Annotated in this window: 17 protein-coding genes; 7 read left to right on the top strand and 10 right to left on the bottom strand. The window is 62.7% G+C overall.

The window, feature by feature from the left end; genetic code table 11:
• Positions 1 to 5: 5 nt before the first annotated feature.
• The gene (gene mutM / locus RAC97_RS00085; protein ID WP_375099964.1) at positions 6 to 818 is read right to left on the bottom strand and encodes a bifunctional DNA-formamidopyrimidine glycosylase/DNA-(apurinic or apyrimidinic site) lyase; all 813 of its coding nucleotides are present in this window, start codon (positions 816 to 818) and stop codon (positions 6 to 8) included.
• Between the two features lie 3 nt (positions 819 to 821).
• Complete coding sequence (locus tag RAC97_RS00080) at positions 822 to 1,640, bottom strand: HDOD domain-containing protein (RefSeq protein ID WP_375099977.1); 819 nt, start codon at positions 1,638 to 1,640, stop codon at positions 822 to 824.
• A 240-nt stretch (positions 1,641 to 1,880) separates the two neighbouring features.
• Here RAC97_RS00080 and RAC97_RS00075 point away from each other — a divergent pair, with 240 nt between their 5' ends.
• Positions 1,881 to 3,077, top strand: coding sequence for a class I SAM-dependent rRNA methyltransferase (locus tag RAC97_RS00075; RefSeq protein WP_375099965.1), 1,197 nt, complete (start codon positions 1,881 to 1,883; stop codon positions 3,075 to 3,077).
• 36 nt (positions 3,078 to 3,113) lie between these two features.
• On the opposite strand, the gene mgtE is transcribed toward RAC97_RS00075, so the two are convergent.
• Positions 3,114 to 4,172, bottom strand: a complete 1,059-nt coding sequence (gene mgtE / locus RAC97_RS00070; protein ID WP_375099966.1) for a magnesium transporter — start codon at positions 4,170 to 4,172, stop codon at positions 3,114 to 3,116.
• 476 nt (positions 4,173 to 4,648) lie between these two features.
• On the opposite strand from mgtE, the gene ilvD reads away from it, so the two are divergent.
• Positions 4,649 to 6,490 carry a dihydroxy-acid dehydratase gene (ilvD, locus tag RAC97_RS00065; protein WP_375099968.1) on the top strand — a complete coding sequence of 614 codons (1,842 nt, stop codon included), beginning with the start codon at positions 4,649 to 4,651 and terminating at the stop codon, positions 6,488 to 6,490.
• Between the two features lie 135 nt (positions 6,491 to 6,625).
• Here ilvD and RAC97_RS00060 read toward each other — a convergent pair whose 3' ends face one another.
• The gene (locus tag RAC97_RS00060; RefSeq protein WP_375099978.1) at positions 6,626 to 7,681 is read right to left on the bottom strand and encodes a haloacid dehalogenase-like hydrolase; all 1,056 of its coding nucleotides are present in this window, start codon (positions 7,679 to 7,681) and stop codon (positions 6,626 to 6,628) included.
• Positions 7,682 to 7,929: 248 nt separating this feature from the next.
• On the opposite strand from RAC97_RS00060, the gene RAC97_RS00055 reads away from it, so the two are divergent.
• Entirely contained in the window at positions 7,930 to 9,321 is a 1,392-nt protein-coding gene (locus tag RAC97_RS00055; RefSeq protein ID WP_375099969.1) for an L-cystine transporter, read from the top strand.
• A gap of 143 nt (positions 9,322 to 9,464) precedes the next feature.
• Here the strand turns inward: RAC97_RS00055 and RAC97_RS00050 are convergent, their stop codons facing one another.
• Positions 9,465 to 9,983 (bottom strand): dihydrofolate reductase, encoded by a 519-nt coding sequence (locus tag RAC97_RS00050; RefSeq protein ID WP_375099971.1) that lies wholly within the window; start codon positions 9,981 to 9,983, stop codon positions 9,465 to 9,467.
• A gap of 54 nt (positions 9,984 to 10,037) precedes the next feature.
• On the opposite strand from RAC97_RS00050, the gene RAC97_RS00045 reads away from it, so the two are divergent.
• The 3 genes from RAC97_RS00045 (at position 10,038) to RAC97_RS00035 (ending at position 13,295) form a co-directional block, all read left to right on the top strand.
• On the top strand, positions 10,038 to 11,420 hold the full coding sequence (locus RAC97_RS00045; protein ID WP_375099973.1) for a DUF2868 domain-containing protein: 1,383 nt from the start codon (positions 10,038 to 10,040) through the stop codon (positions 11,418 to 11,420).
• Positions 11,413 to 12,777 carry a GTPase/DUF3482 domain-containing protein gene (locus RAC97_RS00040; protein WP_379671397.1) on the top strand — a complete coding sequence of 455 codons (1,365 nt, stop codon included), beginning with the start codon at positions 11,413 to 11,415 and terminating at the stop codon, positions 12,775 to 12,777. The genes RAC97_RS00045 and RAC97_RS00040 overlap by 8 nt, the downstream gene beginning before the upstream one ends.
• Before the next feature lie 122 nt (positions 12,778 to 12,899).
• Entirely contained in the window at positions 12,900 to 13,295 is a 396-nt protein-coding gene (locus RAC97_RS00035; RefSeq protein ID WP_375100120.1) for a hypothetical protein, read from the top strand.
• A gap of 48 nt (positions 13,296 to 13,343) precedes the next feature.
• Here RAC97_RS00035 and RAC97_RS00030 read toward each other — a convergent pair whose 3' ends face one another.
• Positions 13,344 to 15,593: a heavy metal translocating P-type ATPase gene (locus RAC97_RS00030; RefSeq protein WP_375100118.1), complete on the bottom strand. Its 2,250-nt coding sequence runs from the start codon at positions 15,591 to 15,593 to the stop codon at positions 13,344 to 13,346.
• Positions 15,594 to 15,714: 121 nt separating this feature from the next.
• Here RAC97_RS00030 and cadR point away from each other — a divergent pair, with 121 nt between their 5' ends.
• Positions 15,715 to 16,158: a cadmium resistance transcriptional regulator CadR gene (cadR, locus tag RAC97_RS00025; RefSeq protein WP_375100116.1), complete on the top strand. Its 444-nt coding sequence runs from the start codon at positions 15,715 to 15,717 to the stop codon at positions 16,156 to 16,158.
• 66 nt (positions 16,159 to 16,224) lie between these two features.
• Here cadR and RAC97_RS00020 read toward each other — a convergent pair whose 3' ends face one another.
• From RAC97_RS00020 to RAC97_RS00005, 4 genes are all read right to left on the bottom strand, one after another.
• The gene (locus tag RAC97_RS00020; protein WP_375100114.1) at positions 16,225 to 16,572 is read right to left on the bottom strand and encodes a hypothetical protein; all 348 of its coding nucleotides are present in this window, start codon (positions 16,570 to 16,572) and stop codon (positions 16,225 to 16,227) included.
• A 640-nt stretch (positions 16,573 to 17,212) separates the two neighbouring features.
• On the bottom strand, positions 17,213 to 17,521 hold the full coding sequence (locus tag RAC97_RS00015; RefSeq protein ID WP_375100112.1) for a hypothetical protein: 309 nt from the start codon (positions 17,519 to 17,521) through the stop codon (positions 17,213 to 17,215).
• Between the two features lie 334 nt (positions 17,522 to 17,855).
• Complete coding sequence (locus tag RAC97_RS00010) at positions 17,856 to 18,254, bottom strand: contact-dependent growth inhibition system immunity protein (RefSeq protein ID WP_375100110.1); 399 nt, start codon at positions 18,252 to 18,254, stop codon at positions 17,856 to 17,858.
• The coding region (locus tag RAC97_RS00005) for a VENN motif pre-toxin domain-containing protein (RefSeq protein ID WP_377748420.1) at positions 18,251 to 20,104 on the bottom strand (1,854 nt) is incomplete at its 5' end. The genes RAC97_RS00010 and RAC97_RS00005, both read right to left, overlap by 4 nt.

Here is a 20,104-nt window from a genome sequence, read left to right as displayed (position 1 = left end):
GGGTATCAGCGCTGGCAACGCGGGCAATACACACTCGCCCGTTGCCCCAGCTTTACCTCGCGCAGCAACGTACCGCACACCTTGCACGGCTCCCCGCCGCGCCCGTAGGCGAACAATTCCTGCTGGAAATACCCTGGCTGCCCATCACCGCCGATGAAGTCTCGCAACGTGGTGCCGCCACGCTCGATCGCGGCCGCCAGCACTCGCTTGATCTCCCCCGCCAGCTTCACGTAGCGCGCCCGGGAGACGCTGCCCGCCTCGCGTCGTGGGTCGATGCCGGCCGCGAACAGTGCCTCGGTGGCGTAGATGTTGCCCACACCCACTACCACCGCGTTGTCCATGATGAACGGCTTGACCGCCATCGCCCGCCCCCGCGACAGCTGGAACAGGCGCTCGCCGTCGAACAGCTCGGTCAACGGCTCCGGGCCCAGGCGCAGCAACAGTTCGTGGTTGAGTGGGTCGGGGCTCCAGAGCATCGCACCGAACCGCCGCGGGTCGGTGTAGCGCAGCATCAGCCCCGACTCCAGCTCGATATCCACATGCTCGTGCTTGGCCGCCGGCAGCCCAAGCTCGACCAGACGCAGGTTGCCGGACATGCCCAGGTGACTGATCAGCGTGCCCACCTCGGCGTTTATCAACAGGTATTTGGCGCGCCGCTCGACGCTGACGATGCGCTGCCCCGACAGGCGGATGTCGAGGTCTTCCGGGATCGGCCAGCGCAGGCGCCGGTCACGCACCACCACTCGGCTGACCCGCTGGCCTTCCAGGTGTGGGGCAATACCGCGTCGGGTGGTCTCGACCTCTGGTAGCTCCGGCATGACTCAGTGCCCACCCAGGTCGCGAATGTTCTGCTTGAGGGTCTCGAAGTCGTACTCGCTCAAGCCGATGTAGTCCAGCACCAGCGGCCCCACCACGTTCCACTCGTGGTCTTCGCTCTGGTTGCCCAGCACGCGGTAGGAAGCGCAGATGTGCTCGGCCATCTTCAGCACTGCCAGCAGGTTCTTCAGCTGGGTCTGGGCGTTGCGCGAAGACTCGTCGCGGAACACCGCCAAGGCGTTGTGGTGGTTGGCGATGGCGGCGCTGATGTGCTCCGGCAGGCGCCAGGACTTGGCGGTGAAGTAGCCGACCACCGAATGGTTGGTGTTGAAGGCGCGGTTCTCGGTGTCCACCACGCGAATCTCTTCGCTGGCCCCGGCGTAGGCCTGCTCCAGCACCTCCATGTAGTCGGGGAAGCGCTTGAGCATCAGCGGCACGCCGCAATCGTGGAACAGGCCGAGGGTGTAGGCCTCGTCCGCCGCTTGCAGGCCGGTACGCTTGGCCAGGGTCAGGCAGGTCATGGCCACGTCCTGGGCGGTGTCCCAGAAGCGGTTGAGGGTGACGATGGTTTCGTCGGTCATCTCGCCCTTGATCGACTGGGCGTTGATAAGGTTGATGATCGAACGGCTACCCAACAGGTTCACCGCGCGCTGGATCGAGCCAATCTTGTTGGAAAGGCCGAAGTGCGGCGAATTCACCAGTTTCAGCAACGCACCGGCGAGCCCAGGGTCCTGGGCGATCAGCTTGGCGATGGTCTCAAGGTCCGGGTCGGGCATGTACTGCTCGAACTGCAGATCGACCATGATCTGCGGCTGTGGCGGGATGGTGATGCCTTGCAAGGCTTGCTGGATCTGTTCGGCAGTAAGTTCCTGGGACATGGGTACACACTCGGAATGGACGGGGAATTCTAACCCTGTACGCCGGCAGGGCACCAACCACTGGATCGTTCCCAAGGCCGTTTACTTTAGCCATTGGGGATGGATGGCGCTGACGTTCATCCCGCCCTCGCAGCGAACACTGGGCCAACACGGTATACTCCCGCTCTTTTTTCCCGGAGCGACGTCATGTCCCTGCCCAGCCTTCGCCTCAAAGCCAACGCCGACCGCCGCCTGCGCGCCGGCCACCTGTGGGTCTACAGCAACGAAGTCGATGTTGCCGCAACCCCGCTGCAAGGCCTGAAGGCCGGCCAGCAGGCCATTCTCGAGGCGGCCAACGGCAAGCCGTTGGGCGTGGTGGCGCTGAGCCCGAACAACCTGATCTGCGCCCGCCTGCTGTCGCGCGACGCCAAGCTGGCGCTGGACAAGTCGCTGCTGGTGCACCGCCTGAACGTCGCCCTGTCCCTGCGCGAGCGCCTGTTCGAGCAGCCCTGCTACCGCCTGGTGTACGGCGACTCCGACCTGTTGCCGGGGCTTGTGGTCGACCGCTTCTTCGACATCCTCGTGGTGCAACTGGCCTCGGCCACCATGGAAGCGCACAAGGACGAGGTAATCGCCGCGCTGGTGCAGGTGCTCAAGCCCAGCGGCATCCTGTTCAAGAACGACTCCGCCGCCCGTGACGCCGAAGGCCTGGAACGCTACGTCGAGACCGTCTATGGCGAGGTACCGGACTGGGTCGCGCTGGAAGAGAACGGCGTGAAGTTCGAAGCCCCGGTGCGTGAAGGCCAGAAGACCGGCTGGTTCTACGACCACCGCATGAACCGCGCGCGCCTGGCGCCCTACGTCAAGGGCAAGCGCGTGCTCGACCTGTTCAGCTACATCGGCGGCTGGGGCGTGCAAGCTGGGGCGTTCGGCGCCAGCGAAGTGTTCTGCGTCGACGCCTCGGGCTTCGCCCTCGATGGCGTGGAGCGCAACGCCGCGCTCAACGGCATCGGCGAGAAGCTGACCTGCATCGAAGGCGACGTGTTCGAAGCGCTGCGTGAACTGAAGGCCGCCGAGGAGCGTTTCGACGTGATCATCGCCGACCCGCCCGCCTTCATCAAACGCAAGAAAGACCTGAAGAACGGCGAAGCGGCGTACCGCCGCCTCAACGAACAGGCCATGCGCATGCTGAACAAGGACGGCATCCTGGTCAGCGCCTCGTGCTCGATGCACCTGCCCGAGGACGACCTGCACAACATCCTGCTCACCAGCGCCCGCCACCTGGACCGCAACCTGCAACTGCTCGAGCGTGGCGGCCAAGGCCCGGACCACCCGGTGCACCCGGCGATCGCCGAGACGCGCTACATCAAGAGCATCACCTGCCGTCTGCTGCCCAACAGCTGACACGCAAAAGGGGCCGCAATGCGGCCCCTCTGTTTTTCATAGATCGAGCACATACGAGGCGATCCCGAAGTACACCAGCACACCGGCCGCATCGGCAATCGAGGTCACCAGGGGCCCACTGGCCGTTGCCGGGTCGAACTTGAGCCTGGTGAACAGGAACGGCAGGCTCATGCCGATCAAGCTGCCGACCAGCACGATCACCAGCATGCTGCTGGCGACGATAAAGGCAATTTCCGGCCCACCTCGCAGCCAGCCCAGCGATGCCACTGCCAACGCCATGGTCCCGCCCAACGCCAAGGCAACCCCGCACTCGCGCCCCAGCATGCGCAGCCAATCGCGAATGACCACCTCTCCCGTCGCCAAGCCGCGCACCATCAGGGTTGCAGATTGCGCGCCGGCATTGCCGCCACTGTCAACCAGCAGCGGCAGGAAGAACACCAGCACGATGTTGGCAGCGATGGTGTCTTCGAACGCGGCGATACCGGCCCCGGAGAACAGGTTGCCGAACACCAGCAACACCAGCCACAGCACGCGCTTGCGGTACAGCAGGCTGACGGTGGCCTCCTTGAGGTTGCCGATATGGGTGGTGATCGAGGCCCCCTTGTGGAAGTCCTCGGTGGCTTCCTCGACCATCACATCCAAGGCATCGTCGCAGGTCACGATGCCCACCAGGCGCCCTAACTCATCAAGCACTGGTATGGCCAGCAGGTCCTGCTCACGTATCAGCCGGGCCACTTCCTCCTGGCGAGTGGCGACCGTCACGCAGATCACCGGGCGCACCATGAAGGTATCGATGGGCTGGTCGGGCGCCGCGAGAATAAGCTCGCGCAACGACAGGGTGCCAAGCAGGTTGCGCTGCTCGTCGAGCACGTAGGACTGGTAGATGGTTTCGGCATCGGCGGCCTCGCGGCGCAGCATGTCGACCGCCTGGCTGGCGCTCAGGCCGCTGTCGAGGCTGGAATACTCACTGGTCATCAAGGCGCCGGCAGTGCCTTCGGCGTAGAAACCGGGCTGTAGCAGGCGGTCACGGCGGGCCTGGGCGGCTTGGCGCTGGCTGTGGGTGCAGAGGCCCGGCAGGTTGAGGGATTGTTGCATGAGGTTTCTCCAGGCGCCGTCCGGGCGCCCACAGGCCTCAGACGCGTAGACGCGCAGCCTCAGGGAGCCCTGGCAACGGCACGCTCAGTGCCCGTTTACAGGTTCGAAGTGAACTGAAACTGGGAAGGTCCATGGGAATTGCTCGTCAAGCCGCACATGCGGCGGGCGGATGATAGGCGCTCAGGTCAGGGTTACCCAGCCGCAGGGACGCGTTTCGGAAATGCCCTACAGCACATCGGCTAATCGGTCAGGGCCACCATCCAGACACATCGCCATTCCCTCGTCGCGCCAGCGGTGTAGAATCGGCCTATTCATCGCCAGACATCCCCCGGCGGGTTTATGAGCTCTGGCCAAGCACGCGGCGATCCCGCGCTGTCTTGTGCCCCATCCGTGCCAGCGGCAACCGGCCTTCGGCACAAAGGACAAGAGAAGCTCACTCCCCTACTGTGACCTGATTTAGCCGCCAGGAGTGCTTCATGCCTGATTACCGTTCCAAGACTTCCACCCAGGGCCGCAACATGGCAGGCGCCCGTGCCCTCTGGCGCGCCACCGGGATGAAGGACGAAGACTTCAAGAAACCGATCATCGCCATCGCCAACTCCTTCACCCAGTTCGTCCCGGGCCACGTGCACCTGAAGGACCTGGGCCAGCTGGTCGCCCGCGAGATCGAACGCGCCGGTGGCGTGGCCAAGGAATTCAACACCATCGCCGTGGACGACGGCATCGCCATGGGCCATGACGGCATGCTGTATTCGCTGCCGAGCCGCGAGATCATCGCCGACGCCGTGGAATACATGGTCAACGCCCACTGCGCCGATGCCATCGTCTGCATCTCCAACTGCGACAAGATCACCCCCGGCATGCTGATGGCCGCACTGCGCCTGAACATCCCGGTGATCTTCGTGTCCGGTGGCCCGATGGAAGCCGGCAAGACCAAGCTGGCCAGCCACGGCCTGGACCTGGTCGATGCCATGGTCATCGCCGCCGACTCCTCGGCCTCCGACGAGAAGGTCGCCGAATACGAGCGCAGCGCCTGCCCGACCTGCGGTTCGTGCTCCGGCATGTTCACCGCCAACTCGATGAACTGCCTGACCGAGGCCCTGGGCCTGGCCCTGCCGGGCAACGGTTCCACCCTGGCCACCCACGCCGACCGCGAGCAGCTGTTCCTCACCGCCGGGCGCACCATCGTCGAGCTGTGCAAGCGCTACTACCACGACAACGACGCGTCGGTGCTGCCGCGCAACATCGCCAACTTCAAGGCGTTCGAGAACGCCATGATGCTGGACATCGCAATGGGCGGCTCGACCAACACCATCCTGCACCTGCTGGCTGCGGCCCAGGAGGCGGAAGTGGACTTCGACCTGCGCGACATCGACCGTCTGTCGCGCAAGGTGCCGCAACTGTGCAAGGTGGCGCCGAACATCCAGAAGTACCACATGGAGGACGTGCACCGAGCCGGCGGCATCTTCAGCATCCTCGGCTCGCTGGCCCGTGGCGGCCTGCTGCACACCGACCTTCCGACCGTGCACAGCCCCAGCATGGAGGAGGCCATCGCCAAATGGGACATCACCCAGACCGACGACGAAGCCGTGCATACCTTCTTCAAGGCAGGCCCGGCCGGCATCCCCACGCAAACCGCGTTCAGCCAGTCGACCCGCTGGGAAACCCTGGACGATGACCGCGAGAACGGCTGCATCCGCAGTGTCGAGCACGCCTACTCGCAAGAAGGCGGCCTGGCCGTGCTGTATGGCAACATCGCGCTGGATGGCTGCGTGGTGAAAACCGCCGGTGTCGATGAGTCGATCCACGTGTTCGAAGGCACCGCGAAGATCTTCGAAAGCCAGGACAGCGCCGTGCGCGGCATTCTCGCCGACGAAGTGAAGGCCGGCGACATCGTGATCATCCGCTACGAAGGCCCGAAAGGCGGGCCGGGCATGCAGGAAATGCTCTACCCGACCTCGTACCTGAAGTCCAAAGGCCTGGGCAAGGCTTGCGCCCTGCTCACCGATGGCCGCTTCTCGGGCGGTACCTCGGGCCTGTCGATCGGCCACGCCTCGCCGGAAGCGGCAGCGGGCGGCGCCATCGGTCTGGTGCAGGACGGCGACAAGGTGCTGATCGACATCCCCAACCGCTCGATCAACCTGTTGGTCAGCGACGAAGAACTGGCGGCGCGCCGCGCGGAGCAGGACAAGAAAGGCTGGAAACCGGTCGAAACCCGCCCACGCAAGGTGACCACCGCGCTCAAGGCCTACGCCCTGCTGGCAACCAGCGCCGACAAAGGTGCAGTGCGCAACAAGGCGATGCTCGACGGGCTGTGAGATTTTGAAAGCATGAAAAAACCGGCGCCAGGCGCCGGTTTTTTTTTGCGTTCAATACACTGGCAAAGAACGCAACGGTTCAAAATAGGGGTTCAAAGACACGCTTGTTAATGAATTCAAAACTTCGGCACATTGCTACTGAATCTGCTCCGGTTCGACGATTACCCAGTTCTTGTCCGCCGTCACCGGCAACCCTTCCTTCGCCTGCGCCGCCGCCTGCTTGGCGATCATGCCATTCAACTGGTCCATGTACTTGGCCTTGCGGTTTATCCACAGGTGGATGCCACCCTTGTCCACATCCACTCCATGAAACTGCATGTAGCCATCGCTGGTCGGCGTGTCGCCCCCAACCAGCACCGGCTTCTTCCACTCATCGATGTAGGTCAGGATCGCCGCCTGCTTACCCGCCATCCAGGTAGCCGGGGTCCAAAGGTAAGGGGTCAGCTCCAGCCCTTCATTGGCCTTGGCGTCATAATGCCCGGCGCTGATCTGCTTGCGGGCCGTGGTCAGCTGGCCGCTGGCGCGGTCCTTGAGCAGAAGGCTTACGCCGATCACGTTCTGCGGCTTCACGTTGTAGCCGTACTTGGGGTCTGACGCGACCATGCGCACCAGTTCTTCCGAAGCGGCGGAGATCACATAGACCTCGATGCCGTTCTCCATCAGCTTGTTGTAAAGCTCCGCCTGGCCCTTGAAGACCTTGGGCGGCTGCACCTCAATGGCCTTGAGCTGATCGCCTTCGTAATAGGTGCTGGGAATGGCCTTGCTGGATGCCATCAGCTCATCCACCTGCACCTTCAACGCTTTCAGGGTAAAACCCGAGAACACCTGGGCCACCCAGGGGTAGCAAACCATGTCGTCGATTTCGCACAGGCGATAGTAGTAGCTGAACAGGCTTTCCTTGTGCTCGGCGGTGTCCTTGAAAGGCATCAGCTTCAAAGAAGGGTCGAGCTTGTCACGGGTCAACAACCCCTTGTTTTCCATGAACGGCAGCAACGACTCTTCCAGGTCGTATCGATAGCTGGTGTTGTCCATGTCGAAGACTGCGTAATTGCCCTTGTGGGCATTGGCGGCAATCATCTGGTCCAGCTGCCTGGCCGCCTCGACGGGCCAATGCTTGAGCTCGGTGGCGGCCCAGGCGCTGGCGCTCAGCAACAGCGCCAGGCTGCCGGCCAGGGTCTTGTGAACGGACATCATGTGCAGTTCTCCCAGGAGGTAGTCGCTGAACGCTAGACAAAATTTGTTACGCCTGACCTCCCGGTTACGACCCTGAAGCAGCTCTAAACGTCGCGTTCATTGCCTGCAATGACACCCTTCATATTCCATAAGCGCCTATCTAAATTCCCTTTAGGTATAAATTCGTTTGTTTTCATACTGTTAGCATTTCCGTTCGCAATCGCTCACAGAGACGATGCCCTTCATACGAGTTTCCTGGAGCTTCAATGAACCTGCCGCTTTCACTCAACCTGCTGGCGTTCCTGGCCCTGCTGCTAGGCCTGGCGCAAACCCGTCGCACAGACTGGAGCCTGGCCAAGAAGGTGCTGCTGGGCCTGGTGCTCGGCGTGCTGTTCGGGCTTGTGCTGCAAGCTTTCTACGGTGCCGGCAGCCCCGTGCTCAAGGCCACCATCAGCTGGCTCGACCTGGTCGGCAACGGCTACGTGGGACTGTTGCAGATGATCGTCATGCCGCTGATCTTCGCCTCGATCCTCAGCGCCGTGGCCCGCCTGCACAATGCCTCCGCACTGGGCCGTATCAGCGTGCTGAGCATCGGTACGCTGCTGCTGACCACCGCCATCGCCGCCCTCATCGGCATCGCCCTCACCAACCTGTTCGGCCTCAGCGCCGAGGGGTTGGTGGCCGGCGTTCGGGAAACCGCGCGTCAGGCAGCGATCGACAGCGACTACGCGGGCAAGGTCGCCGACCTCAACGTGCCGCAACTGCTGCTGTCGTTCATCCCCAGCAACCCGGTGGGCGACCTGGCGCGAGCCAAGCCGACCTCGATCATCAGCGTGGTGATCTTCGCCGTGTTCGTGGGCCTGGCGGCCCTGCAGTTGCTCAAGGACGACCAGGAAAGGGGCCAGCGCGCGCTATCGGCCATCGACACCCTGCAAGCCTGGGTGATGCGCCTGGTGCGCCTGGTGATGAAGCTCACGCCCTATGGCGTACTGGCGTTGATGACCAAGGTAGTGGCCAGCTCGAACCTGGACGACATCCTCAAGCTCGGTACCTTCGTGCTGGTGTCGTACCTGGGCCTGGGCCTGATGTTCGTGGTGCATGGGGTGATTCTGGCGATGACCGGCATCAGCCCGCTGCGCTTTGCGCGCAAGGTCTGGCCGGTGCTCACCTTCGCCTTCACCAGCCGCTCCAGCGCTGCCAGCATTCCGCTGAATATCGAGGCGCAGACCCGCCGCCTCGGCGTACCACCGGCCATCGCCAGCTTCAGCGCCTCGTTCGGCGCGACCATCGGCCAGAACGGCTGCGCTGGGCTGTACCCGGCCATGCTGGCGGTGATGGTGGCTCCGGCGGTAGGCATCGATACCTTCGACCCGCTGTGGATCGCCACCCTGGTGGCCATCGTCACCCTGAGCTCAGCGGGCGTGGCGGGCGTGGGCGGCGGCGCCACCTTCGCCGCACTGATCGTACTGCCTGCCATGGGCCTGCCGGTTGAGCTGGTGGCGTTGCTGATTTCGGTGGAGCCGCTGATCGACATGGGCCGAACGGCGCTGAACGTGAACGGTTCGATGACCGCAGGCGTGGTGACCAGTCAGTTGCTCAAGCAGACCGACCAGCAGGTGCTGGCGGATGAGGAGCATGTGGCGTTGAGCCATAGCTGAGGCGCGACCGGCCCGCTCAGCGAGGCCTCTGTAGGAGCGGGTCTACCCGCGAAGGAGACACCGCGGTGCATGGCACGAGCTTCGCTCGTGTCGCGGGCACGCCCGCTCCTACAGCTCGCGCGCCAGCGCTTGCAGATGCGGCCTCAGCGTTTGTCCCACACCTCGAAGTGATACGCCGGCCCCTGCCCCTCGGCAGCCTGGGGCGCGCTCGAGGTCAACTCCCATCGCTCGGTATCGAAGTCGGGGAACCAGGCATCGCCCTCTGGCGACAGCTCTACCCGCGTCAAGTACAGGCGGCTGACCAGGCCCTTTTCCAGCGCCTGCCCATAGAGCTGCGCGCCGCCAATCAGCATCAGCTCATCGACACCCTGTTCGCGCGCCCACTGTTCGGCACGTACCAGCGCCGCTTCCAGCGAAGCGAACACCTCGGCCCCTTCCAGTTGCAGCCCCGGCTGGCGGCTCACCACCAGGTTCAAGCGGCCCGGCAGCGGTCGACCCAGCGAGTCCCAGGTCTTGCGCCCCATGATGATCGGCTTGCCCAGGGTGGTGGCCTTGAAGTACTTGAAATCCCCTGGCAAGTGCCAGGGCATGGAATTGTCGATGCCGATCACGCGGTTCTCGGCGAGCGCCGCGATCAGGCTGAGAGGGAGTGATGTATTCATGGTCGCGAGGATAGCACCGGGTGTGTGGGTTATGCTTGCGCCCAGACCTGTGCAATGGAAAAGCTTGTGACCGAACTGGACAAACGTTGGCTCACCGAAGCGGTGCGCCTGCGCGAGGAACATGCCGGCCCCCTGGAAGACCAGGAAGCCAACCGCCGCGCCCGCCAGCAAGGCGGCGACCTGGCAACACGCATCGAAACCCGCGCGCTGTGGCTGGCCGAACGCGATGGCATCACCCAGGCGCTGCGCCACTGGAAGCAAGGCGCACGGCTGGCCTTGCTGGCCCTGGCGCTGCTGGCGGTGGTCAGTGGCGCCAGCCTGGGCCTGGCCGCGCTGGGCGATGGCCAACGCCCGGTGAACGTGTTCTGGGCCTTGGGCAGCCTGCTGGGGCTGAACCTGTTACTGCTGGTCGGCTGGGCGCTGGGCTTTTTCTTCGCGGGTGAACAAGGCTCGACGCTGGGCCGGCTGTGGCTGTGGCTGAGCGAGCGCCTGGCCCGCGACGCCAAGGCCGCGCACTTGGCCCCCGCCCTGCTGGTGCTACTGCAACGCCAGCGCCTGAACCGCTGGTTGCTGGGCCTGCTGGTGCATGGGCTATGGCTGCTAGCCATGCTCGCCGCACTGGGCATGCTGCTGGCGCTGCTGGCCACTCGGCGTTATGGGTTCGTCTGGGAAACCACCCTGCTCGCTGCCGAACCCTTCATCGCCCTCACCCACGCCCTTGGCGCCGTGCCGTCGCTGCTCGGTTTCGCCGTCCCGGACGACGCCATGATCCGCGCCAGCGGCAGCACCCTGCCAGCGCTGGAGCAAGCCCGCCAAGCCTGGGCCAGTTGGCTGCTTGGCGTGCTGCTGGTGTACGGCCTGTTGCCACGTCTGCTGCTCGCGGCCCTGTGCCTGTGGCGCTGGCGCCAGGGGCGCCAACGTCTGACGCTGGACCTGGCCCTGCCCGGCTACGCGCAACTGCGCGAGCCACTGATGCCACGCAGTGAACGCCTCGGCGTGCAGGACGCCGCACCCGACAGCCTGCCGGACTTCCAGGCCAGCCAAGTGCAAAGCGACAGCAGCGGCGCCCTTTTGGTAGGCCTGGAACTGGACGACCAACGCCCCTGGCCGCCCACTCTGCCAAAGACCGTGACCCACGCAGGCGTGCTCGACAGCCGCGAGTCGCGCAACAAACTGCTCGAACAGCTCAGCCGCTTCCCCCCAGCCCGCCTGGCCATCGCCTGCGACCCACGCCGCTCGCCAGACCGCGGCAGCCTGGCACTGCTCGCCGAACTTGCGCGCAACGCTGGGGCCACACGCATCTGGCTGCTCCAGGCCCTGCCCGGCCAGGCGCTGGACGCCGCGCGCCTGGGCGACTGGCATGAAGCGCTCGACCGTCTCGGCCTGCCCCACGCCGACACCTCGCCCCTGACCTGGTTGGAGCACGGCCATGACTGAGCCACTGAAACTGGCCGTGGTCGGCCACACCAACGTCGGCAAGACCTCGTTGCTGCGCACCCTCACCCGCGACGTCGGCTTCGGCGAAGTCTCGCACCGCCCCAGCACTACCCGCCATGTGGAAGGCGCGCGCCTGTCGGTGGACGGCCAGCCGCTGCTGGAGCTGTACGACACCCCTGGCCTGGAAGACGCCATCGCCCTGCTCGACTACCTCGAACGCCTGGAGCGCCCCGGCGAGCGCCTCGACGGCCCGGCGCGTCTCGCGCGCTTCCTGCAAGGCAGCGAGGCGCGCCAGCGTTTCGAGCAGGAAGCCAAGGTGCTGCGCCAATTGCTGGCGAGCAACGCAGGTTTGTATGTGATCGACGCCCGCGAACCGGTGCTGGCCAAGTACCGCGACGAACTGGAGGTGCTGGCCAGTTGTGGCAAGCCGCTGCTGCCGGTGCTGAACTTCGTCGCCAGCCACCAGCACCGCGAGCCGGAGTGGCGCGAGGCCCTGGCGCGCCTGGGCCTGCACGCGCTGGTGCGGTTCGACAGCGTAGCGCCGCCGGAAGACGGCGAGCGGCGCCTGTACGAAAGCCTGGCCTTGCTGCTGGAAGACGCGCGCCCCTCGCTGCAACGCCTGATAGACGACCAGCAAGCCCAGCGCCTGGCGCGCCAACATAGCGGCAAGCGGCTTATCGCCGAGTTGCTGCTCGATTGCGCGGCCTGCCGGCGCAGCGTCGAGGCCGAACCGGCCGCAGAAGCCCGGGCCATCGAAGCCCTGCGCCAAGACATCCGCCAACGCGAGCAACGCTGCGTCGAGGCACTGCTGCGGCTCTACGCCTTCCGCCGCGAAGACGCCCGGCCCGGCGACCTGCCCCTGCTCGATGGCCGCTGGGGCGACGACCTGTTCAACCCCGAAACCCTCAAGCTGCTGGGCGTACGCCTGGGCGGCGGCGTGGCGGCCGGGGCGGCGGCGGGTGCGGGGGTCGACCTGCTGGTCGGCGGCCTCACCTTAGGCGCTGCGGCGCTGGCTGGCGCCATTGCCGGTGGCGCGTTGCAGACCGCGCGCAACTACGGTTCGCGGCTGATGGGCAAGCTCAAGGGCCAACGCGAGCTGACCGTGGACGACGGCGTGCTGCGCTTGCTTGCCCTGCGCCAGCAGCAGTTGATGAAGGCGTTGGATAACCGTGGCCATGCGGCGCAAGACAGCATCCGCCTGGGCGAGCCCGAGGAAAAGACCTGGCGCGAAGGCAAGTTGCCCGAGGCACTTGGCAAGGCCCGGGCACACCCGCAGTGGTCGACGCTCAACCCTGGAGCGAAGGTGAACCAGGCTGAACGACAGGAGCAATTGGAGGCACTGTCGGCGCAACTTTGAACAGGCAGGAGACGGTGCTACGAGGCCGACATAACTGACATTTTTGTCAGTAGTCGGCTTCGTGAAAGCCCACTACTTTCTGGACTCAGGACTACACCTGAACCCGAAAAGGAGAGCGCGGCATGGCCCTGAAAATCACTTCTTCCGATAACTCCTTCAACGCGTACATCGACGCATTCCAGCACGACGACAACATTACCCCGCTTGAAAGTATCAAGCTCCGTAAATCGGCCGACGAAGAAATGGACGCACTGCTGGAAAACCTCAAGGTGCACGTGAACGAGGTTTTGAAAAAGGAACAGAAGCCCGACCTGGACTGGCCCCTGAAGCGCCTGCAAATGCTCTGCGACCTGATGGTCGAGGATTTGCAGTACCTGGCCAAGGCCGCACGCAGCGCTAACCTGGATGAACGCACCTTGAAAGCGCTTCGCTCGGCGATCGAGCATCAACTGGCCTACGTGGTGTTCGGCCACAACGCGTCGGTGAACCGCTTGAAGGCGCAGAAAAAGGCACCTTGAACCTCACTTCCTGGGGCGCCCAAGCTCCGCCCCAGGAAGCCTCTCCCGTTACATGCGCAGCAGCCGCAACCCGTTGAACACCACCAGCAGGCTCACGCCCATATCGGCGAACACCGCCATCCACAACGTGGCCATGCCCGCGAAGGTGATCGCCAGGAAAACCGCCTTCACCCCCAGCGCCAGGACAATGTTCTGGATCAGGATCGCGGCGCTCTGGCGCGACAGCCTGACGAACGCCGGGATCTTGCGCAGATCGTCGTCCATCAGCGCAACATCGGCGGTCTCGATGGCGGTGTCCGTACCCGCTACCGCCATGGCGAAGCCAATCTCGGCACGGGCCAGCGCCGGCGCATCATTGATGCCGTCGCCCACCATGCCCACGCGGTGGCCTTGCGCGTAAAGGCCCTCGATGCTTTTGAGCTTGTCCGCCGGCAGCAGGTTGCCCTCGGCCCGGTCGATGCCCACCTGGGCAGCGATGGCTTGGGCGGTGTGCGGGTTGTCGCCGGTCAGCATGACAGTCTTGATGCCCAGTTCGTGCAGCTCGGCGATGGCCTGGCGGCTGCTGTCCTTGACCGTGTCGGCCACGGCGAACAGCGCCAGCGGGCCGGAGCGGTCGAGCAGCAGGACCACGGTCTTGCCCTGGCGCTCCAGTTGGTCCAGCTCGGCTTCCAACTGCGGCGAGCACAGGCCCAGTTCCTCGACCAGGCGGTGGTTGCCCAGGTGGTAGGCCTGACCCTCGATTTCACCGCGCACACCTCGCCCAGCCAGGGCTGCGAAGTCGCTCACCTCGGCCAGGGCGATACCCTGCTCGCGGGCCTGCTGGGCGATGGCGCTGGAAACCGGGTGGTCGGAGCGCTCGCCCAGGCTGGCCGCCAAGGCCTGGGCGCGGCCCTCGAACAGCGGGTCGAGCACCTTGAAGTCGGTCTGCACCGGCTTGCCGTGGGTGAGCGTGCCGGTCTTGTCCAGGGCCAGGAAGTCCAGCTTGCGCCCGCCTTCCAGGTACACGCCGCCCTTGATCAGGATGCCCTTGCGCGCGGCCGCAGCCAGGCCACTGACGATGGTCACCGGCGTCGAGATCACCAGCGCGCAGGGGCACGCCACCACCAGCAGCACCAGCGCGCGGTAGACCCAGTCGAACCAGGCACCGGCCATGAACAGCGGTGGAATCAGCGCCACCAGCAGGGCCACGGCGAACACGGTCGGGGTATAGATGCGCGAGAACTGGTCGACGAAGCGCTGGGTCGGCGCCCGCGCGCCCTGGGCTTCTTCCACGGCCTTGATGATGCGCGCCAGGGTCGACTGGCCCGCCTCGGCGGTGACGCGGTATTCCAAGGCACCCTCCTGGTTGATGGTGCCGGCGAACAGCTTGTCGCCCGCCGCCTTCTCCACGGGCAGGCTCTCGCCGGTAATCGGCGCCTGGTCGACACTGGACTGCCCGCTGACCACCACGCCATCCAGGCCGATGCGCTCTCCGGGGCGTACTCGCGCCAGTGTGCCGATGACCACCTCGCGCACGTCCACTTCACGCCACTGGCCATCGGCCTGCTGCACCGTGGCCATGTCCGGCGTGAGCTGCATCAGGCCGCTGATAGCGTTGCGCGCACGGTCCAGGGAGCGGGCCTCGATCACCTCGGCCAGGGTGAACAGCACCATCACCATGGCCGCCTCCGGCCATTGGCCGATCAGTACGGCGCCGGTCACGGCGATGCTCATCAGCGCATTGATGTTGAGGTTGCGGTTCTTCAGGGCGATCCAACCCTTCTTGTAGGTACCCACGCCGCAGCCCAGGATCGCCGCCAGGGCCAGCACCGCCACCACCCATTCCGGCGCCAGCGCGGTGAAGTGCACCACCTCGGCGGCAAAGGCCGCCACCCCGGAAAGCGCCAGCGGCCACCAGTGGGTCTTGTTGGCGACAGGCGCGCTGGCGCTGCCGTCGTCGTCATCGGCCATGGGCTCGGCTTTCATGCCCAGGCTGTCGATGGCCTGCACGATGGGCGCGGTGCCCTCCAGCGTGTGATGCACGCCGAGCACGCGGTTCATCAGGTTGAACTCCAGCTGCTCGACACCCGCCAGCTTGCCCAGCTTGTCCTGGATCAGCGTCTGCTCGGTCGGGCAGTCCATGGCCTGGATGCGAAAGCGGCTGAGGCGCGCCTGGCCACTGGTCTTCTCGCTCAGTTGCACCAATGCCGGCGCAGCAGTGCTGGCACCGCAGCAGCTATGGGCGTGGTCGTCGTGGCAAGAACGTTTGCCGCCATGGACATGGTCGTGCTTGGGGTCGTGACTGACAGGCTGGTACATGGACTCATCCTTAATCAAGAACACGCCACCCTTCGCATTCCGAGCGAAGGGCTGGCTGGATGTTGCCAAGTGAACACCCTGTAGCCACTATAGGGTCAAGCACCCTCCTGGAGATTTCGTGATGAAGATCGGAGAACTGGCCAAGGCCACCGATTGCGCCGTGGAAACCATCCGCTACTACGAACGCGAGCAACTGCTGCCCGAGCCCGCCCGCAGCGACGGCAACTACCGGCTCTACACCCAGGCCCACGTGGAGCGGCTGACGTTCATCCGCAACTGCCGCACGCTGGACATGACCCTCGACGAAATCCGCAGCCTGCTGCGCCTGCGTGACAGCCCCGAAGGGCAATGCGGCAGCGTGAATGCGTTGATCGATGAACATATCGAGCACGTGCAGGCGCGTATCGATGGGCTGGTAGCGTTGCAGGCGCAGTTGGTGGAGCTGCGTCGGCAATGCACTGCACCAGGCGCCGAGTGCGCGATCCTGCAACAACTGGAAGTGAACGGCGCGGTAACCGTGCCGGAAGGCGAGCATTCGCACGTAGGCAGGAGCCACGGGCACTGAAGGGGTCGCGCCAGGTGTGAGCGAGTTCGCTCACACCTGAACGCTGGCATTGCTGAAGGGCAGCGCTCAGTTCACAGGAACCAGTCGCCCGCCTTTGCGGGTGACCTGCTGGCCGACGGCGAACTGGGTGTTGGGCGAGCGAACGGTGTGGAGCTCGCCGTCGGGCGACCTCACCTCGTAGGCGGTGTCGGCCTTGCCCGTTGCCTCTTGGGCGGAGCTGCCGGCCAAGAAGCCAATACCAGCACCGACCAAGGCACCGATAGGGCCGCCGATAGCACCGACCATCATCCCGGTGCCAGCGCCGAAGCCTTTGCCGGCGGTGGTGTCGGGGACTTGGCGGACGACTTGGTCGGCCAGGGTCAGAGGGGAGGCTAAGCAGAAGAGGATGAAGCTGAGGGGGGTAAGGCGTTTCATGGGGGTGGACCTTTGCAAGGAGATTTACTCTATGCAAGTCACGAAGCGTGCCAATTAAATTAAATATTAAAATCAACGGCTTAATAACTATATGAGTCGAAATGACAACATGAATTAGCAGTCATTAAGACTACATAATGAGTCACTATGACTTTTTGAGCAAAAGCGAAAAAGCCGACCACAGGGCTAAACCAGCCGCTCCAGCGAAAAATTAGAGTAGGAAAAATAAATTTTGGGCCTGTCCCCTTTCGCTATGATAATGGTTTAACAGCGCTATAATTGTGGAGTCTCCGTCCTTTAGGCTGTTGTACCAAACCCCATAAAGGTCATTTTTTTATAATGAGTGGCTGTGCTACTGGGCTCATTGGGTGTCTTCTCGCTGGCCATAGCTTTATTTGCAAAAACTACAAGTCAAACTAATAGTAGAGTGGCGATAGCAAACTGCTTATTCATTTCGATCCGATATCCTTTTCAGAAAAGCTCGAAATTCTAGCAGCGGCCATCTGACAGCACAAGACAGAATAACTATTCTTAAGATTTTCAACTCAACAATCCCTGTAGGAAAAACGCGAAAAACACAACAAGGAGCGTATCTATTTTTAGATTTAGCTAAAAACAGATTCGCTCTTTTTAACAAATATCAACCAATCACATCAAAGGTGCGCGCTTCTTCCTCGCTTATCTCAACCCAACCTTCACGCAGGTACAAGGTGGCGAGGAATTTTTGGATAAGGGCCATGTAGAAAATTTGAAGTCCGAGGACCGCCAAAGCGCCCCACTGTGGTGCTATCACGATAGCTAGCCCGACGATGGCAATCCATATCAGCAGGTGTTTCATTTGCTCGGAGAGAAGTAGATACAGCGGACCAAAGAACATGACCATGAAAGTCTGAAACGAGCTGACTTCTTCTACTTTTTGGGATCCAGGGTGTTTGAAATAACGAGCCATTCTAAGCTTCCTATTGCTATGTAGTGGAACTACCTGTCGACTCATCTCCAGAGCGACAAAAAACAAAATTGATTTATTTCTTCAAAAAATAAATCAAAACCACCTCCGACTCCAGCTCCCTCTGGGCCGACCTGTTAAATATTCAGTGACTTCTGTTATGCAATTAAATCTTGGACTGGCTAGTGCGCCCCATCACCTGGAACGATTAGCCTTAAGCCTCAATTTAGACAACTCCAACATCTTTGACCAACTTCTAAAAAGCCGATCCTCCCCTTCTAAGGAAGGTTCTGCCGCTGGCATATACCTAACAATAGTAGCCACAGACTCTGGATAATTAAAATTCGCATTTCCCAAGTGCTTTCATCAAAGTCGAAGCATCCTTTAATAATTCGGGATCTTGACTTAACTTCTTTATTTCGCCCAAAGCACAAGCGGCCGTTTGCGCCGCATTTGTATTTTTCTGCCAACACTCTGCACTCACAGTTGCAAGAGCTGCAAGCAGCTCACCGTCGTACCTTTCCCCTGCCAACACATCATCATGTAGCAATATTACAGCAAAGGGTAATAACTCATTAGTAAATAGGTCTTGCCTAATTGCGCGACACACATCCCCTACACCTAGCTGATCTAATGGAGTATCGCGCGCCAAAAGATACCATTCGGTCAAAGACGAAGGGCTGTCTTCTGGTAACCAACCGATGCCAGTAAGCCTTGCCAACTCACGAAACGTCATATTCCGGCACCACCTAAAGCTGACTCAATACGATCAATAGTATCCAACGCTCGCTGGCGTGCAGCTTGCGCTGATGGTTCATTCACACCCTTTAGGGTTTCCGCATGGTTTCGTAAACCTCGAAGAGTGTCGTTCATCTCTTTTAGGTGATCCCAGTAACCACCGCCAGGCTTCGGAACAGGATTACCAGCCATATCCTTTAAGGTGCCCGTAATATCACTATCCTTGAAATTATTGAGAATATTGTCAATTTTTCCGACAGCTCTTTTTTGGCCCTGACTCAACTTAGCCTGAGTGGCTCCAGCCCCTTTTTCACCTGTCCCACCACTAACATCACCCGGTCCACCAACGGTTGTCGCCCCCGACGAATGCCCATCAGCAAGCGACTCGCCAGGCGGCCCATCCGAACTCGACCGTCCAGGATTCCCACCATTCCCCTTCGCCTTCCCAGCAGCCTCCGCCGCCTCCGCCGCCTCAGCCGCTTCCTTGGACCCAGCCTTCACCACCTTACCAACAACAGCCCCAATCGGTAAGGCAGCAGCCGCCGCCAGCAGGTATTCCTCTGCCGTATTAGCCTCAACGAAACCCTTGATAGTGCCAACAACCGGCAGGAAGTCAGCGCCAAACAGCCCCGCGCCAACGAGCAGTTCCTTCTGGTGAGCCTCCATCTTCACAGCACAGGCATCGCTGCTAAGTCCCGCGCAGCTCTGCGCCTTGAACTCCTTGACCGCTCGTATCAGTTCATCCTGCGCCCTCTGGTATTTCTCCTCTTGGGTAATCCCAGCAGCTTTGTTCTCGATGATGTCGCTAAGCGCGTTGTTTTCGGCAGCGTTCCTCCCCGCCTGCCCCGCCGCAACAGCACCCGACAGGTCACCACCCACTGCAGCCCCTGCCATACCCGCAGCAAGCGTTGCCAGAGCGGAAACCGTTTCCTTCTGCGCTTCGCTCAGCGCCTTGCCATCGCTCGTGCCATACAACTGCTGAGCAATCAGATGCGCCGCCAACTCCCCCGACGCCGCTCCCGCAGCCCCAGCCGCTGCCGAATTCCCCTGCGCCTGCGCCACCACAGCGCCCAGTACCGCATGCGCCATCACATTCAGCGCCGCGTTATCCCCGGTCGACTTCTTGATGAGCTGCGCCACATACGGCGCCGAAGCCCCCGCCAACGCCCCGCCGATGTTGCCACCGGCCAACCCTTGCAAGGCCGCCGTCACCGCCTGGGTGACGCGCTGGTAATCCCCGCTGGTGCCGTTCTTGCCCATGATCCGCTGGTAGGCCTTGGTGCCCACCAACTGCTGGTTGTACTGCTTGAGGTCTTCGTCACTGGCGCCTTTGGCCGGCGCCTTGATGCCCTGGGCTTCCAGCTCGGCGGTGGCCTCTTGGTTGGCTTTGCGCAGCCCTTCGGTGCGGATGATGTCCGACACCTGCGTACCAATCTCGCCAATCAACTGCACCTGTTGCAGGCGCCGCTGCTCTTTCTCCTTGTCGAAGATCGGGCTGATGCTGCCGTTGGCGTTTTCCACATCGCGGCTCAGGGTCGCGACGTCCTGCTGTTGGTTGGCCGCGTCACGCACTTCCAGCGTGCCGTTTGAGATCGCCGACGATGTGGTGCCGCTGGCGCTATCGCCATGGCTCGCCGCAATCAACATCCCGCTCGGCATGTTGCTGGTGAACCCGGTAGTACCGCTGTTGCCGCCACTCACGCTGGCGCTGACTACCTGGCTCTTGTACTCGGCCTTGTTCTCGATATCGCTCCAGCCCAGGGTGCCGGTGCTGAGGCGGTTCTTGTCGGCGTCGGCGGTGCTGGCGATGACGCTGCCGTCGAGCTGGGTGTGCTTGCCGACTTCTAT

Origin of the sequence: Pseudomonas sp. LS_2 (assembly GCF_042709235.1) — a bacterium.
In the GTDB taxonomy this organism is placed as follows: Bacteria; Pseudomonadota; Gammaproteobacteria; order Pseudomonadales; family Pseudomonadaceae; genus Aquipseudomonas.
The sequence above is the reverse complement of the archived record's forward strand: the minus strand, read 5'-3'. Positions and strand labels throughout refer to the sequence as shown.